Below are 15,281 nucleotides of genomic sequence, written 5' to 3'. Positions count from 1 at the left end.
CGCGAACAAGAGCTGACAGATCTCGGCTTGCGATCGAAAGGTTGCCCGACTGACCGGACTGAAATCGCCTCCCACCCTGTTTCGCCCCTGTATTATCAGGGGGCGATTTCATGGCTGCACCCCGTTCGAGGATCACCTGCATCAGGCTCAACCGGGCTTGGAAACTCGATCAGCCCCCATGGCCGCCATGAACGCCGCCAGCGCCTCGCGATCTCCCGCAGACATGGTCAGGCCGAGCTTTGAGCGCCGCCACAGGATGTCGTCGGGAAAGCGGGCCCATTCTGTTGTCATGAGATAGCGCACCTCTGCGGCCGTCAGTTCCGGCCCGAACCCCGGCCCGAGCTCGGCGCGGCTCTTGGCCTCGCCAAGCACAGCCTTAAGCCGCGTGCCATAGGCCGCGGCCAGACGCTGCGCCTGCGCCTCGGTCAAGAACCGCCAGCGCTGGCGCGCCGCATCGACTTCGGCGTCGAACCGCGGCCACTGGAAATCGCCGCCCGGCAGCGGCGCCGTCGCGGTCCAGCGCGGCGACATCGGATAGAACGGCGAAAGCCGCGAGACCGCGCGCTCGGCGCGCCGCCGCGAGGTGGTGACGTCGCCGCCGAAGATGGTCAAAAGCGGCGGCTTGCGGCGTCCCGCATCGAACGCGACAGAACCATCCCCCGCGGCGCGCGGGTCTGCCCGGACCGCCAGATTGACGCCGGACACCGTCCGGATCACGTCGAACAGTTCGATAGGCTCGCGAAAATACCGGTTGACCGCGTCGCAGAGATAGCTGACATCGGCGGCCGCCATCGATACCGCGGCCGGATCGCCTTTGAACTTGTGGCCGACGGTGCCGATCAGCGTGAAATCGCGCTCATAGGGGCTGGCGAAGATCAGGCGCCGGTCGGCGTTCTGGAACACATAGACGTTGTCGCTGTCGAACAGGCGCCTGACGACAATCTGGCTCATCTGGGCCGCGCGGACGTCCGGCGGGCGCATCCGCAAGACGGTTTCCGCGACCGAAGTGGTCCAGGCCCCGGTAGCATTGGCCAGCGCCCTCGCCGTGATCACCCGACGATGGCCGCGATCGATCACCGCAAGCCGCCAGCACTCGAGCCGGTCGGCGCGAACGCAGCGCGCGCCGGTGCGGATCACGGCGCCACGCTCCGCGGCATCGACGGCGTTGAGAACCACCAGCCGTGAATCGTCCACCACGCAATCGGAATATTCAAACGCGGTGCCGAACGGCCGCTTCAGCGCGTTGCCGATCGGATGGTGCGTGACATCGACGGTCACCGAAGCCGGAAGTTGCGTGCGGGAGGCCAGCCGGTCGTAGAGCAACAAGCCCAGCCGCAAAAGCCATGGCGGACGTTCGTCGGAATGGGCGGGGATCGCAAAGCGCATCGGGCGCACCAGATGCGGCGCAATCCGCAGCCATATGTCACGCTCGGCCAAGGCGGTGCGGACGCGCAGCAACGCCCTGCGCTCGAGCAGGCCTAGGTCGCCATGAATGAGCCGCGGCGAGGCCGAGGATGCGGCCGAGCCAAGGTCACCCTGCTCCAGCAGGATCACCCGGAGACCGCGCCCCGCGGCGTCGCGCGCCACGCTGACGCCGTTCAAACCGCCGCCGATGATTGCAAGATCGAAGTCCGCCATGCGCAAGCTATAGCGTTTTCGAGCGAAGCCTGTCCCACACTTGATGCGGGATGGATACCGGTTCGCGTGAAAGAAGACGCGTCAAGTCCGAAAAAAGCTTTAACCGGTCTTGCGCGCGGGCTCCATGATATTGCCGAAGGGGCGGCCAACCAGCGCGGCGTACTGCCCGATCGGCAGAGGTTTGCCGATGAAAAAGCCCTGCACCGCATCGCAACCCTGATCGGCGAGGAAGCCGAGTTGCTCCTGGGTTTCCACGCCCTCGGCGACAATCGACATTTCGAGGCCGTGGCCGAGGCCGATCACGGCGCGGACAATCGCCGCCGATTGCGGATTGCGTCCGAGATTGATGACGAACGCGCGGTCGATCTTGATCTTGTCGAACGGAAACGCCTGCAGATAGCTCAGCGACGAATAACCGCTGCCGAAGTCATCCATGGAAATGCGGACGCCGAGCGCCTTCAGCCGCCGCAACAGCCCCAGTCCGCGGCCGAAATCCTTGATCAGCACGCCCTCTGTGATTTCCAGCTCGAGCCGGCCCGGCGAGAGCCCGGTTTCGAGCAGGATGGAATGCACCAGACTGACCAGATCGCCATGCATGAACTGCGCCGGCGACAGATTGACCGCGATCTGCAGCGGCATCGGCCACGACGCGGCCTCCCGGCAGGCCTCACGCAGGATCCATTCACCCATCTCGACGATCAGGCCACTTTCTTCGGCGAGCGGAATGAAATCGCTCGGCGGAACGAAGCCGCGCACCGGATGCATCCACCGCGCCAGCGCCTCGAAGCCGGTGATTTCGCTGGAGGCGACGGTCTGGCGCGACTTGGCCTGCGGCTGATAATAAAGCGACAGCTCGCCGTGCTTGATCGCGAGCGACAGATCCTGGTGCAGGACGCGGCGATCCCTGATCTGCTGGTCCATCTCGGGCTCATAGATGCTGATCGAGCCCCGCGACGTCGCCTTGGCGCGGAACAATGCCGCCCCGGCATTGGCGAGCAGCGCGGCGGCGTCGGTGCCGTTGTGCGGGAATACCGAGATGCCGGCGGTCACTCCGGTGCGAACCGATTTGCCGTCGATCAGGAATTCTTTCGCGAGCGCTTCGGCGAGTTGTTCAGCCAGCCGGAACCCCGCGGCGGGCTGCTTGCCGTCGATGATCAATCCGAACTCGTCGCCTGAGAGCCGGGCCACGACACCGCCGCGCGCCAGGTCCTGTATGCGGTGCGCCACTTCGATCAAAAGCTTGTCGCCGGTGGCATGGCCGAACACGTCGTTGACTTCTTTCATGCCGTCGAGGTCGACCGACAGCACCGCAAATTCCTCATCGGTGCCGGCGCAGGCCTCGATCATCTGCGCCAGCGCCTGCAGAAACGCCGCGCGGTTCGGCATGTCGGTAAGGCCGTCATGATAGGCCATGTGGGCCATGCGCGATTCGGTCTGGCGGCGGTCGGTGACGTCTTCATGGGTCTTGATCAGATATTGCGGCTCGCCGGCCTCGTCCAGCACGGTCATGCGGCGGGTCCGGAACAGCCGCAACCCGTCCTTGGTGCTGATCGGGTGTTCTTCGGTGAGCAGGCCGCGCTTCCTGATCGCCGCCTCGTCGCGGGCGATGATCAGCTTGGCTTCGCGCGCATTGAAAATATCGGCGGCGGTCAATCCGGTGGCATCCTCGCGCCGCCGGTTGAGGATGGTTTCGGCGCTGCGATTGGCCAGCAGATATCGTCCATCACTGACGCGCTCGACGGTGAGCGAGACCGGAATGTTATCGACCACCAGTTCGAGAAACTTCTTGGTGTTTTCCAGTTCCTGGGAAAGCAACTGGCGTTCAGGTCGCGAGAGCTGACGCTGCTCGCTGCAATCCTCGTGCGTCGATACCGCACCGCCGCTCGGCAAGGAAAAAACCTTGACCGCAACCGATCGCCCGCCGGGCAATTCGGTAATGAAACCCTCCGGGCCGCCGGCGCTTTCGTTAAATTGCTCGAGGTCCAGCGCACCGCGCTCGCGCTGCATCCGCAGCAATTCCGGCCCGGTTATGTCCTTGCGAAGGTCCGAACGCGCCATGCCGTAGATCTCGAGATAGCGATCGTTGCAGAACACGACCCGATCCTGCGCATCTGTCATCACGGCGCCCTGGCTGAGGTTGTTCAGGGCGTAACCGATGAATGCATTTCTGCGCAACTGCGAGCGCTTGGCCTGGCTCAATGCCGAGAGCACCCACAGGGCGGCGGCGGCGAGGAAAGAGCAGACGACCAGGATGCCAATCAGCGCTTCCCAAACCAGATTGGGGTCGGCCAAACCGACATAGCTGGTCGGCGCGAAATTTTCGGGAAGTCCCCAGGCGGCTCGCAAGGGAGCAACGGTGGTAATCAGGCATACGCTGGCGCGCGCAGGAATCAAGATCTTGCCGCCTGCCTGCAATTTCTTGTCAGCCATCAGTCACCCGCGGATTTCAGGGCGGAGTGTCTGGCCCTCGGGGTTTGGATCAGGTAAACAGCTACCCGCCGCAGCGCAGAAACTGGCTTAAAAAGCTGCATTTGCCTGGACATGATTAACGCTTCACTAATGTGAAATCGGGTTTCCGAAAGCGCGCGCTGACGCGCGGCCGTCTGATAGGAAATTCAAATCCACGGCCCCGGACGAACGGCCGACAAAAGGGGATCTGAAGCCGCGCATGGATAGAGTTGATTGCGTCGTCATTGGTGCCGGGGTGATTGGTCTTGCCGTCGCGCGGCGGCTGGCGCAAGCCGGCCGCGAACTCATCATCCTGGAGGCCGCGGAAGGCATCGGCACGGTCACGTCGTCGCGCAACAGCGAAGTGATCCATGCTGGCATCTATTATCGGGCCGGAAGTCTGATGGCGCGGATGTGTGTCGGCGGCAGACGTGCGCTCTATGAATATTGCGCGGACCACTTCATTCCGCACCGCAATTGCGGCAAGCTGATCGTGGCAACGACGCGCGCGGAAACTGTGAAGCTGCAATCGATCAGGACGCACGCCGAGGCCAATGGCGTGCACGATCTGCAAACATTGTCTGGAGATGCCGCGCGGGCTTTGGAGCCGGCGCTGAGCTGCGACGCCGCCCTGCTCTCGCCTTCCACCGGCATCATAGACAGCCATGCCTTCATGCTGGCGCTGCGCGGCGACGCCGAGGAGGCGGGCGCGGTCTGTGCGTTTCACGCGCCGCTGCTGCGCGCCAAAGCGCGCGCGGGCCGTATCGAACTTGACGCCGGCGGGAACGCGCCGGCGTCGCTCGAATGCCGGCTGCTCGTCAATGCGGCGGGGCTCGGCGCGCCGGCGGTCGCACGCAGCATCGATGGCATGCCAATCGAGCTGATACCGCCGGCCTATCTGGCAAAGGGAAATTATTTCAGTTGCACGGCGCGAGCGCCGTTTTCACATCTGATCTATCCGGTGCCCGAGCCCGGCGGCCTTGGCGTGCATCTCACCCTCGACATGGCGGGGCAGGCCCGGTTCGGTCCCGATGTGGAATGGGTCGAGACCATCGATTACTCCGTCGATCCGGCGCGGGCGGAACGGTTTTATCCGGCGATCCGGCGGTACTGGCCAACACTTCCGGACGGCGCGCTGGTGCCTGGCTATTCGGGAATTCGACCGAAGATCGTGCCGCCGGCCGTGGCCGTGCAGGATTTCCTGATCCAGGGACCAAGGGATCATGGCATCGATGGGCTGATCAATCTGTTCGGAATTGAATCACCGGGCCTGACGTCATCGCTGGCAATCGCGGATTATGTCGGCGAGCTGGCAGACCAATGACTGCGACTTCCAATGACTGCAACTTAGTGGCTTCGGGTCGGCCGTGCCGCAAACCTGCTTGCACTCCAATTGCAAGGCCGCGCCTTCGGCGCAACGCAAACGCCTATGGTCAAGGCATGGCAATCCAGGAAACGACATTACAGCAGTCGTAATCCAGAATTCTGAGCTGGTGATGCGAATTGCTCCGGCGGGGATCACTTGATCGTCCGCATTCGCGCAGAGTGTAGGCAGCAGCCGACCAGCCGGTGTCGATCCCTAGTGAAGGGTATCGCTCGCGTTATGCTTTAATCGCTCGATCTCGTCCTTCACCATCAACTTCCGGCGCTTTAACTCGACAATTTGCAGGTCGTCCGTTGAAAGGTGCACGAGAGCTTCGTGTAATTCGTTTTCGAGAGTCTTGTGTTTCCGTTCCAGTTCAACAAGATGCGCCTGAATTGCCATACGAAACCTCCGCGGTTGAATGAGACTTCAGATTCGATCCGGACGAGCGAGTGTACACAACTCGCCGAATCTGTCGATGGGAATCGGGAATCGCGCTTTCATATTTCCGGCAACATCTGTAACCAATCGTGAGCAAGGGAACCCGCCCCGCATGTCCAGGTCCGAACGCCAACGGTTGCCGGATCGGGCATCTCCGTTAGCCATGGACACTAAGATCACGCGGTCTTTCAATAGTTTACAGCACAATCTCGCAACAGGCGAAGGGATTATCCAAAACGCGTTGGTCGGCAAATGCGACTTCACCATTGCGGATCGCGCCCGCAACCCCTTGGTTCCAGCGGGGTTTCGGTTCGAAGGCCCGCCGTTGGCCCGGCCGCAAAATCGAAGTGAACTTCCGAGCCCCATGTCAGCTTAGCTTGCGCCTGGGCCCGCCAGGGACGATATTCCTGGCACGGCTTCCTCAACCTTTCGCATTCTCATCGCGCTTTTCAGCAAACGTACACCATGACAAACGAAGATGAGCGCGAACTCGAAAACGAGCTCGCTCGGCTGCAGCAGGAGCATCGCGATCTCGACGCGGCGATTGATGCGCTGCATCAATCGCCCGCGCCGGACTTGCTACGGCTGCAACGGTTGAAAAAACGCAAGCTGCAGCTGCGCGACCGCATCGCCTTCATCGAAGATCAGATTACCCCCGATATCATTGCATAACCGATTATCATTGCATCTGCTCGATCATTCCAGGGCGCCCACAACGCCGGCCGATCTCGGCCGTGACGGCTTGAGGCCTAGCCACCGCCGGTCAACTCCCGCAGCAAGCCCGTCACCTCGACCGGGCTGTAAGGCTTCGGTAGAAACCGCCCGCCCTCGGGCAGATCCGCTTCCTTGACATGGGGATGGCCGGAAGTTGCGACGATCTTGATCGGTGGCCAACGGCCTCGGACCGCGCGGGCGAGCTTCAAGCCGTCCATCGAGCCTGGCATCTGGATATCGGTGAAAACCACCGTGATGTCCCGACGCGCTTCCAGAAGCTCAATGGCTTCGTCGGCATTCGCAGCTTCGAGCACTTCGAACCCGGCGCCTGCGACCATATCGACCGCATCCATTCTCAACAGAAACTCGTCCTCGACGATCAGCACCACGGGTCTTCTGGATTCGACAAGACCCATCCGTCCCACTCCCTGCAATCAAGCATTAAGCGCCGGATATTGTTTTGGTTCCCGGCGCGGGCGTTCGGACTTCCGCTTGGTTCGGCCGGCCTGCCCTTGTTGATCCCGACGCAATGGGAAGCTCGAAATCGGCGGGTTCGCTGCTTTGAAGCCTCTTGGCGCCTCTTGACTTTTTCAGAACAAAATAGGAACATCTGTTGCCTTCACCTTTAGCCAAACTGGAATCTCAGCATGTCCGAGCCCGCCTCACCGTCCGTCAGCAGCCTTTACGAGCAGGCCTGTGACCAAGCGATCGCGATGTGCGACGGAAATCTGCGCAGCACGATCAAGGTGCTGATCATGGCAAATGAATACCTGGAAGCCGAATTGCGGGAATTACAGGCAACGGTCTCAAGCGACCGCGCTCCGGCAAGACTGTCGCGAGCCAACGGCGATGCCGCCTGATCGATCATGCCAGGAGCGAGATCATGGCCGATGTCACCTATTACGTCGCGCTGCCATTCCTGCAGGATGACACGGGCTCGCCGGTCGCAGGCGCAGCGGAGGAATGTCAGAGTTCGTCAGGGGCAATACGACGCGCGGAAGTCTTGTCAAAGGCCGCCGGCGCTATCGGCGCTGTCGCCTTCAGCCGCACCGGCGACCCCATGATCGGCGAATTCGGTGATGCGCAGGTGCTGAAGAAATTCGGCAACGTGCCGGATGATCTGAGCGGATTGTAGAGGTCCGCGATCGCCTTTGGCGGCCTCCGCATGAAGCGCAAGCAACACTTCATCAGCGTAATTCCCGGAAGAAGATCCGCACCTCGTCGGCGAGCGATTCCGGCTGTTCCAGGGCCGCGAAATGTCCACCCCTGGGCATGATCGTCCAGCGCCTGATATCGGTGAACACGCGCGCCGCGACTGAACGTGGCGGCTTGAGGATCTCACGCGGAAACTGCGCGTAGCCGGTGGGCACCTTGATCGTACTGCCGACCGGCAGGATCGCCGAGCCATGCGCGCGGGCATAATAGGGCCAGAACGAAGAGCCGATCGCGCCGGTAAACCAATACAGCGCGATGTCGGCGAGCATGCGTTCCCGGCTGATGGCGCTCTCCACATCGCCAGCGCAATCGGACCAAGCGCGGAATTTTTCCACGATCCACGCCGCCAAGCCGATCGGCGAATCCGTGAGACCGAAGGCGAGCGTCTGCGGGCGCGTCCCCTGGATCCATTGATAACCGGTCTCTTCGCGGAGCCATTGCACCAATTCGCCCAGGTAAAGCCGCTCCTCCTCGGTCGGATCGGGATAGGCGGCGGGATCGCGGCTTGCGGCGATCATCAAATTAAGGTGGATGCCGATCATCCGTCCGGCATGCGCATAGCCGAGCCGGCTGCTGACCGCGGCTCCCCAGTCGCCGCCTTGCGCGCCAAAGCGGGAATAGCCGAGTACGTCATGCATGAGGGCGGCAACGCAATCCGCCATCTCTGGAACGCCGAACCTCCGCTGGCCAGGGCTGAAAGATAGCCCATAGCCGGGCAAGGACGGCGCCACCACGGTGAAAGCGTCGCGCGCTTCGCCGCCGAAGCGCGCGGGATCGGTGAGGCGCGGGATGATGTCGAGAAACTCGAATACCGAGCCGGGCCAGCCGTGAAGCAAGAGCAGCGGCATCGGCTGGGGGCCAACGCCTTGCACATGCAGGTAGTGCAGGTCGACGCCGTCGAGCGGGACGCTGAATTGCGGAAAGGCGTTCAGCGCGGCCTCCTCGGCCCTCCAGTCAAAACGGTCGCGCCAGTATTCGATAAGCTGGCGAAGGTAAGTCACATCGGTACCAAAGGCCCACGCGGCACCGGGGGCCTGGTCGGGAAATCGCGCGCGGGCAAGACGGTCGCGCAGATCGGCGATATCCGGATCGGGGATATGAAGCGTGAATCGGGTGGGCTGGGCTGTCATGATCGCGCTCGGCTGATGGGACTGATCGCAATTTTCCGATCGCGCAGTCTCTAGGAACCTTCAGTACCCGTAAAGCCCCGGCCGCGCTTGCGCATCAGGCTTCATGCCGCCGCTGCGCCTTGCGCACATACATCGCGCTATCGGCTTGTTCCAGCGCCCGGTCTGCTTGCGCATGCGCGTTCAGGATAACCACCCCGGCGGACGCACCCGCCGTGACGGTATGGCCGCGAAACACGAAGCTGAGCCGATCGACGGCATTTTCCAACGCCGCCGCCTTGGCCTTGGCGTCGGTCTCGTTTAGGTTCCACAACAACAGTGCGAACTCGTCGCCGCCCAGCCGTGCGATCACGTCAGATGAACGCACATGGCGCGAGAGCGCAGTCACCACCGTCTTCAGCACCTGATCGCCAGCGGCGTGCCCGAAAGCATCGTTGATCGGCTTCAGGCGATCGACGTCAAGCACGATCAGCGCGCCGCTGGCGTGATAGCGTCTGATATAGGCAACCGAGCGGTTCAGCGCGCGCTCGAAGCCCCGCCGATTGGGGATATCCAGCAATGGGTCGGTGTCCGCCAAGGTCTGCAACTCGTCTATTCGCGCCATGGCCTGCGCCAGTTGGGTCCTGAGCCGGCGAATGGTGGCTTTGGCGCCGTTGGGCGCGACCGTAACCCGAGTTGCGGCCGCAGACGAACGCTGCGGCGCAGGCTTGCCTTGCGCCACGGTGCTTTTGCGGCGTTTCGCTGTGCTCGGTGCGGTCGCCCTGGTTTTCTTCGTCATGCGCAACTGTAGACAACTATAGGAAGGCTTGCCGGAAATCACCAAGACAGGATAGTCCATTCCGGCCCCCTTGCCAGCCTTGCCGAACCCCCGGCCGATCTTATAATCCTGGCTATGTTTCTGGATTCCCGAAAAGAATTGACCGCATGACCGCCCCGATCGCCATCATCATGGGAAGCCAGTCGGACTGGGACACCATGCGCCACGCCGCCGATACCTTAGCCGCGCTTGGCGTGGCCAGCGAGAAACTCATCGTCTCCGCGCATCGTACCCCGGAGCGGCTGTTCGCCTTTGCCAAGGGCGCCAAGGCGGCCGGCTTCAAGATCATCATCGCCGGCGCCGGCGGCGCGGCGCATTTGCCGGGCATGACCGCATCGCTGACGGAGCTTCCGGTGTTCGGCGTCCCGATCGAATCCAAGGCGCTGTCCGGCATCGATTCGCTCTATTCCATCGTCCAGATGCCCGCCGGCGTACCGGTCGGGACGTTAGCGATCGGCAAGCCCGGTGCCATCAACGCCGCGCTGCTTGCCGCCAGCGCGCTTGCGCTGAGCGATCCGGCCCTGTCCGCCAGACTTGTCGCCTGGCGCAAGCAGCAGACCGAAGCGGTGAGCGAGCGCCCGGAGGGATCTGCGTGACCGCGCCACACCAGGTCAAGCTCAAGCCCGGCGACACCATCGGAATTCTTGGCGGCGGACAATTGGGCCGGATGCTGGCGCTGGCGGCGCCGCGTCTCGGCTTGCGCTGCCAGGTGTTTTCGCCGGACCCGGATTCGCCGGCGTTCGACGTTGTGCTGAACGCGACCTGCGCGGAGTATGCCGATGTCGAGGCGCTGGAGCTGTTCGCCAATGACGTCGACGTCATCACTTACGAATTCGAGAACGTGCCGGCCGCCGCCGCGATGATCCTCGCGGCGCGGCGTCCGGTGTTGCCCGACCGCAAAATCCTGGAAACGACCCAGGACCGCCTCGCCGAGAAAGATTTTGTGCAACGCTTGGGCATCGGCACTGCCAAATACGCTGATGTGTCGTCGGCGGCGGCGCTGCGGGCCGCGATCGCACGCATCGGCCGGCCGGCCGTGATCAAGACCCGCCGTTTCGGCTATGACGGCAAGGGTCAAGCGATTATCCGCGACGGCGACGATCCGGATCGGGTCTGGGATGAACTGGGCACCAGATCCGCCATCCTCGAGGCCTTCATTCCCTTCGAGCGCGAGGTCTCGGTGATTGCCGCACGCTCGGCCGACGGCCATGTCGAATGCTTCGACGTCACCGAAAACCAGCATCGCGACCACATCCTGAAAATCTCGCGCGCGCCGGCCGACATCCCTGACGCGCTGGCGGGTGAGGCGCGCTCCGTCGCAGAGGCCATCGCCAACGCGCTCAATTACGTCGGCGTGCTCGCGGTCGAGATGTTTGTGGTGCAGGACAATGGCGGAGCAAGGGTTTTGGTCAATGAGATCGCGCCGCGGGTTCACAATTCCGGGCACTGGACGCTCGATGGCGCCTCGATCTCGCAGTTCGAGCAACACATCCGCGCCATCGCCGGTTGGCCGCTGGGCAAGCCGGTCCGTCATGGTCCGGTCACCATGACCAATCTGATCGGGGACGATATCAAGGACTACGAGCAGTGGCTGACCGTCCCGGGCGCGACCGTCCACCTTTATGGCAAGGGTCCGCCGCGGCCGGGCCGGAAAATGGGTCATGTGACGCAGGTAGGAACGATCGAGCCCAAAACCGCCTGATCTGATCAAAAGATTCGATTTCGCTGCGCAGGGGTGTCACGCCGGTGGACATTCCTGGTGCGATCTGATACATCCGCGCCCTCAAGGTTTGGGGCTAGGCCTTTTGCCAGCTCTTTAAGACTTTAACAGAATTCCAATCCGATCAATGAAAGAGGATGCCGCGTGCAGGTTCTCGTCCGCGATAATAACGTCGATCAAGCCCTCAAGGCGCTGAAGAAGAAGATGCAGCGCGAGGGTATCTTCCGCGAGATGAAGCTTCGCGGCCATTATGAAAAGCCCTCCGAGAAGAAGGCCCGCGAAAAGGCCGAAGCCGTGCGCCGCGCGCGCAAGCTCGCGCGCAAGAAATTGCAGCGCGAAGGCCTGCTGCCGATGAAACCAAAGCCGGTGTTTGGCGCCGGTCCGGGCTCCGAGCGCAGCAGCGCTGGCGGTCGTGGCGGTCCTGGCGCGGGTCCGCGCGGATCGCGCTGATCCAGACTCCTGGTGACTTCAATTCGCCGACTTCAAATGGATCACGCGGGCCTGTGCCCGCGTGATAATTTTTGAGCGGCGGGTTATGCGATGCAGGTTTCCGGCCAAGTGCAATCCGGCCGGCCGCAAGAATGCTCTAATTCGATCATAGGCGCGTATTCCCGGTATCCACTTTTGTAGAGTACGTCCTTCGGGTACCAGCGGTGTGCAATCGGGCGAGTGTTCCGCACCCCATGGCCAAACCGGTTTCCCATCCTTTTTCAGGAGCCCCTCATTTCCCGCGACGCGCCCCGGTGCCGCTCGCATTGGTCGCGATCGCGCTGTGCGGGTGCTCGATCAATCTTGGTTCGTTGTCGCCCTCGGCCGATGACGAGGCGCCGAAAGCGGCTCCCGCCCGAGCCGGCGCGGCCGATGCGCAGTCCCATAATATGCGCGGCCAGGCGCTGGCACGATCCGGAAAAATCGAACTCGCACTTGGCGAGTTCGATCAAGCGATCGCGATCGATCCTCACAACGCGGATGCGCTGTACAATCGCGGCCTGCTTTATCAGGGCGAGAAGCAACATCAATCCGCGATCGACGACTTCACCGCGGCGAGCGGCCTGACCCCGCAGCGGGCCGAGCCGTTGCTCGGCCGCGCCATCAGTTACCTCGCTTTGGACAAAGTCAGGGAAGCCGCCGCCGATCTTGATGAAGCCGCGCAGGCCGACCCGCAGAACGTGCAGATCTGGACAACCCGGGGGCTCGCCTATGAACGCCTCGGCGATCGGACTAAGGCCGCGGGCTCATACGCCCGCGCCATCAATCTTCGTCCCAAGGACGAGGCCGCGCAAAGCGGCTTCGCACGCGTCGGCGGTAAGCCCGGCCAGAACTACGATACCTTCTGAGCTCGATCATGATCCGATTGGATTCCATCGGATCATGATCTCATCTCTCTGATTGAGCATGGGACCTCCAAGCCAACGCGTTCCGCGCTTGCTCGGGGGAAAAGCCTGGTTCCCATCCTCGGGTCAATTCGGTTGGCAGGCTTTTCCCTCGGACAAACGCGTTCCGCGTTTGCTCGGAGATCATGCCCTATTTCGGCAGCACCGCGTGAAACACAGATCTCGCCGCCGCCAGCATGCCCTCGGCGACCGAGGTGTTCTCTCGCATCGAAGGCCCTGTCGCCTCGGCATGCAGAACCAGCGGTGGCAAAGGCGGCGGGGGCGGAATGTCAGATGGCGGAGTCGGACGGCGCGGATCGTCCATCCCGGCGTCGTCCCTGTAAGGCGGCCCCGCCTGGGTTGATCCGGACACCGAACCCAACGGCTCAGCCGCGGGCGTGGCGACCGTGATCGGCGGCGGCAGCTGCCGAATTGCGGGCGCGAGCCCTGGGGGCGCTGACAATGGCGGCGCGGCGGCGACCCGAGCTGGATCCGGAATGCGGTCGGCTTCCAGCGCTCGCGGCGAACTCTCGCCTGTAACACGCAGCCGTTCGATCGCCGCACGCGCCAGATCGTTGGCATCGCGATGCTCATCTGGGGCGGTGGCGGCCTCAACTGGCGGTGCTGAAGCCGGGGCGGCGACAACTGGTGCGACGGTGGTGGTCCTAGCGGCGGTCTTCTCGCGCGGCGTGGGCGGATGCCGGCGCGGCTCCAAGGGGATGCTTGCGGTCTCCGTCGGCTTGTCAGCGGCTCTCGGTGCCCCCGCTTCGACCGCCGACTTATCGAGCACCGCTTTTTCGGAGACGCCCTTCGCCTTGACACCGGGCTCAGGGAGGTTGGAGACATCTGAGGAAGTCTCGGATAGCTTCGGATTGGTCTTGGCCTCGGCCTTCTTGGGCTCGGCCGGCGAAGCCAGGGCGGCGACCGGGGCGTCGGGTCCGGGCTTGGCGACGATATAATGGTTAACGATATACGCTCCGATGATCGTCGCGGCTAGCGACGGTAATATGTCCATAGCAAACTTAGAGATGTATTTCAGCATGCCAGCCACTCCCCGCGGCGTTGCAATACGGGAACTTTGAGGCGCATTGAGGGATCAACTGCGACGGATCAGTGGCAATTTGCCAGTTATGGTACTCAAGGTTTCAATTCCACTTCCAGGAACACGATCTCGGCGGCGGTCTCGTTGAGCACGTCGTGCTCGACCCCGGCCTTGCGGAAATAGGATTTGCCAAGGCCGAGCACCGCCTTGGAACGTGCCCCGTCCGGCGCGACGATGGTCATTTCGCCTGAGGTCACGGGCACGATCACGTAATCCATCTCGTGAATGTGACGGCCGGTGGCGCTGCCCGGCGCCAGCCGCCACTCGGTGACGCGGACTTCCGGCGTATCGACCTGAACATCCGATTTGGCACTGATCACGGTCAATTCCTTTCCAGTCTGGTGTACTCCTCGCGAAGGTTAGTCACGGCACGAACACCAGGAACACAAAAACGGCAAATACCACCACATGGACCAGGCCGAACAAGATGTTGGTGCGGCCAGTGGCGAAGGTCAGCATGCTCAGGACGAGGGTCAGAACCAGCAATACCATATCCTGGGTATTGAGCCCGAGCACCAGTTGCTTGTCCAGCGCATAGGCGGCCACTGCCACGGCCGGGATGGTCAGCCCGATGGTCGCAAGCGATGAGCCGAGCGCCAGATTGATGCTCTTCTGCAGGTCGTTCTTGCGCGCGGCAGCGACGGCGGCAACGCTCTCCGGCAGCAGGATCAAAAGCGCCACCAGGACACCCGCAAACGCCGGCGGCGCGCCGATCAGGGCGGTTGCGAAATCGACCACCAGCGAGAATTTTTTCGCCAGCAATACCACCGCCAGCAGCGAGATCATGAGCAGCCCGATACTCAAGGCCAGCATCGGATTGGACAGGGGGACGCCACCGTCGTCGGGTTCCCGTACGCTGCCGACGAAATATCCGCGATGCCGGATGGTCTGGGTATAGAGAAACACGCCATAGAGGAGGACGGTGACGACGCTGACGAAGCCGAGCTGGCCGGCCGAGTAGATCGGCCCCGGCGTGGTCAACGTATAATTGGGCATGATCAGGGTGATGGTCGCCAGCACGGTCAGGACGCTGAGATAAAGGCTTGATCCGGCCACCTGAACATCCTGCTCGCGGTAGCGCAGGCCGCCGGCCAGGATACAGATGCCGACCAGACCGTTGCAGACGATCATCACCACTGCGAACACAGTGTCGCGCGCCAAAGTGGGTACGGCCGTTTCACCGAGCATGATGGTGGCGATCAGCGCGACCTCGATTACGGTCACCGCCAGCGTCAACAGCAGCGTGCCGTAGGGCTCGCCGATCTTCGCGGCAATCACCTCGGCATGGTGGACGGCCGCGAACACGGTGCCAAACAGGATGAC

Annotated in this window: 17 protein-coding genes; 8 read left to right on the top strand and 9 right to left on the bottom strand. The window is 62.7% G+C overall.

Features of this window, described 5'->3' with window-relative positions:
• Positions 1-147: 147 nt before the first annotated feature.
• Both ABSG20_RS14060 and ABSG20_RS14055 read right to left on the bottom strand, forming a co-directional pair.
• Complete coding sequence (locus tag ABSG20_RS14060; protein ID WP_423865110.1) at positions 148-1,638, bottom strand: glycerol-3-phosphate dehydrogenase; 1,491 nt, start codon at positions 1,636-1,638, stop codon at positions 148-150.
• Positions 1,639-1,737: 99 nt separating this feature from the next.
• On the bottom strand, positions 1,738-4,068 hold the full coding sequence (locus tag ABSG20_RS14055; protein ID WP_423865109.1) for a putative bifunctional diguanylate cyclase/phosphodiesterase: 2,331 nt from the start codon (positions 4,066-4,068) through the stop codon (positions 1,738-1,740).
• Between the two features lie 238 nt (positions 4,069-4,306).
• On the opposite strand from ABSG20_RS14055, the gene ABSG20_RS14050 reads away from it, so the two are divergent.
• Positions 4,307-5,410: an NAD(P)/FAD-dependent oxidoreductase gene (locus tag ABSG20_RS14050; RefSeq protein WP_423865108.1), complete on the top strand. Its 1,104-nt coding sequence runs from the start codon at positions 4,307-4,309 to the stop codon at positions 5,408-5,410.
• 255 nt (positions 5,411-5,665) lie between these two features.
• Here ABSG20_RS14050 and ABSG20_RS14045 read toward each other — a convergent pair whose 3' ends face one another.
• Positions 5,666-5,851, bottom strand: coding sequence for a YdcH family protein (locus ABSG20_RS14045; RefSeq protein WP_423865107.1), 186 nt, complete (start codon positions 5,849-5,851; stop codon positions 5,666-5,668).
• Positions 5,852-6,355: 504 nt separating this feature from the next.
• On the opposite strand from ABSG20_RS14045, the gene ABSG20_RS14040 reads away from it, so the two are divergent.
• A complete protein-coding gene (locus ABSG20_RS14040) occupies positions 6,356-6,562 on the top strand; it encodes a YdcH family protein (protein ID WP_079538570.1) in 207 nt (68 codons plus the stop codon).
• Positions 6,563-6,639: 77 nt separating this feature from the next.
• Here ABSG20_RS14040 and ABSG20_RS14035 read toward each other — a convergent pair whose 3' ends face one another.
• Entirely contained in the window at positions 6,640-7,020 is a 381-nt protein-coding gene (locus ABSG20_RS14035; protein ID WP_423865106.1) for a response regulator, read from the bottom strand.
• 231 nt (positions 7,021-7,251) lie between these two features.
• Here ABSG20_RS14035 and ABSG20_RS14030 point away from each other — a divergent pair, with 231 nt between their 5' ends.
• Together ABSG20_RS14030 and ABSG20_RS14025 are read left to right on the top strand one after the other, a co-directional pair.
• Complete coding sequence (locus ABSG20_RS14030) at positions 7,252-7,464, top strand: hypothetical protein (RefSeq protein ID WP_423865105.1); 213 nt, start codon at positions 7,252-7,254, stop codon at positions 7,462-7,464.
• Positions 7,465-7,487: 23 nt separating this feature from the next.
• The gene (locus tag ABSG20_RS14025) at positions 7,488-7,739 is read left to right on the top strand and encodes a hypothetical protein (protein WP_423865104.1); all 252 of its coding nucleotides are present in this window, start codon (positions 7,488-7,490) and stop codon (positions 7,737-7,739) included.
• 52 nt (positions 7,740-7,791) lie between these two features.
• Here the strand turns inward: ABSG20_RS14025 and ABSG20_RS14020 are convergent, their stop codons facing one another.
• A complete protein-coding gene (locus tag ABSG20_RS14020; protein ID WP_423865103.1) occupies positions 7,792-8,949 on the bottom strand; it encodes an epoxide hydrolase family protein in 1,158 nt (385 codons plus the stop codon).
• Positions 8,950-9,043: 94 nt separating this feature from the next.
• Positions 9,044-9,784: a GGDEF domain-containing protein gene (locus tag ABSG20_RS14015; RefSeq protein WP_423865102.1), complete on the bottom strand. Its 741-nt coding sequence runs from the start codon at positions 9,782-9,784 to the stop codon at positions 9,044-9,046.
• 86 nt (positions 9,785-9,870) lie between these two features.
• Between ABSG20_RS14015 and purE the strand changes: the two genes are divergently transcribed.
• From purE to ABSG20_RS13995, 4 genes are all read left to right on the top strand, one after another.
• Positions 9,871-10,359 carry a 5-(carboxyamino)imidazole ribonucleotide mutase gene (purE, locus tag ABSG20_RS14010; protein ID WP_423865101.1) on the top strand — a complete coding sequence of 163 codons (489 nt, stop codon included), beginning with the start codon at positions 9,871-9,873 and terminating at the stop codon, positions 10,357-10,359.
• Complete coding sequence (locus tag ABSG20_RS14005) at positions 10,356-11,465, top strand: 5-(carboxyamino)imidazole ribonucleotide synthase (RefSeq protein WP_423865100.1); 1,110 nt, start codon at positions 10,356-10,358, stop codon at positions 11,463-11,465. Before purE ends, ABSG20_RS14005 begins: the two co-directional genes overlap by 4 nt.
• A gap of 162 nt (positions 11,466-11,627) precedes the next feature.
• Positions 11,628-11,933 carry a 30S ribosomal protein S21 gene (rpsU, locus tag ABSG20_RS14000; RefSeq protein WP_423865099.1) on the top strand — a complete coding sequence of 102 codons (306 nt, stop codon included), beginning with the start codon at positions 11,628-11,630 and terminating at the stop codon, positions 11,931-11,933.
• Between the two features lie 293 nt (positions 11,934-12,226).
• Positions 12,227-12,820, top strand: coding sequence for a tetratricopeptide repeat protein (locus ABSG20_RS13995; RefSeq protein ID WP_423865098.1), 594 nt, complete (start codon positions 12,227-12,229; stop codon positions 12,818-12,820).
• Positions 12,821-13,007: 187 nt separating this feature from the next.
• Here ABSG20_RS13995 and ABSG20_RS13990 read toward each other — a convergent pair whose 3' ends face one another.
• The 3 genes from ABSG20_RS13990 to ABSG20_RS13980 all read right to left on the bottom strand — a co-directional run.
• Entirely contained in the window at positions 13,008-13,898 is an 891-nt protein-coding gene (locus ABSG20_RS13990) for a hypothetical protein (protein ID WP_423865097.1), read from the bottom strand.
• A gap of 95 nt (positions 13,899-13,993) precedes the next feature.
• Complete coding sequence (locus tag ABSG20_RS13985) at positions 13,994-14,278, bottom strand: cupin domain-containing protein (RefSeq protein ID WP_423865096.1); 285 nt, start codon at positions 14,276-14,278, stop codon at positions 13,994-13,996.
• Positions 14,279-14,321: 43 nt separating this feature from the next.
• Positions 14,322-15,281: calcium:cation antiporter (locus tag ABSG20_RS13980; protein WP_423865095.1), on the bottom strand; the 960-nt coding region annotated here is incomplete at its 5' end.

Source organism: Bradyrhizobium sp. (genome assembly GCF_049512235.1).
Taxonomy (GTDB): domain Bacteria; phylum Pseudomonadota; class Alphaproteobacteria; order Rhizobiales; family Xanthobacteraceae; genus Bradyrhizobium.
The sequence above is the reverse complement of the archived record's forward strand: the minus strand, read 5'-3'. Positions and strand labels throughout refer to the sequence as shown.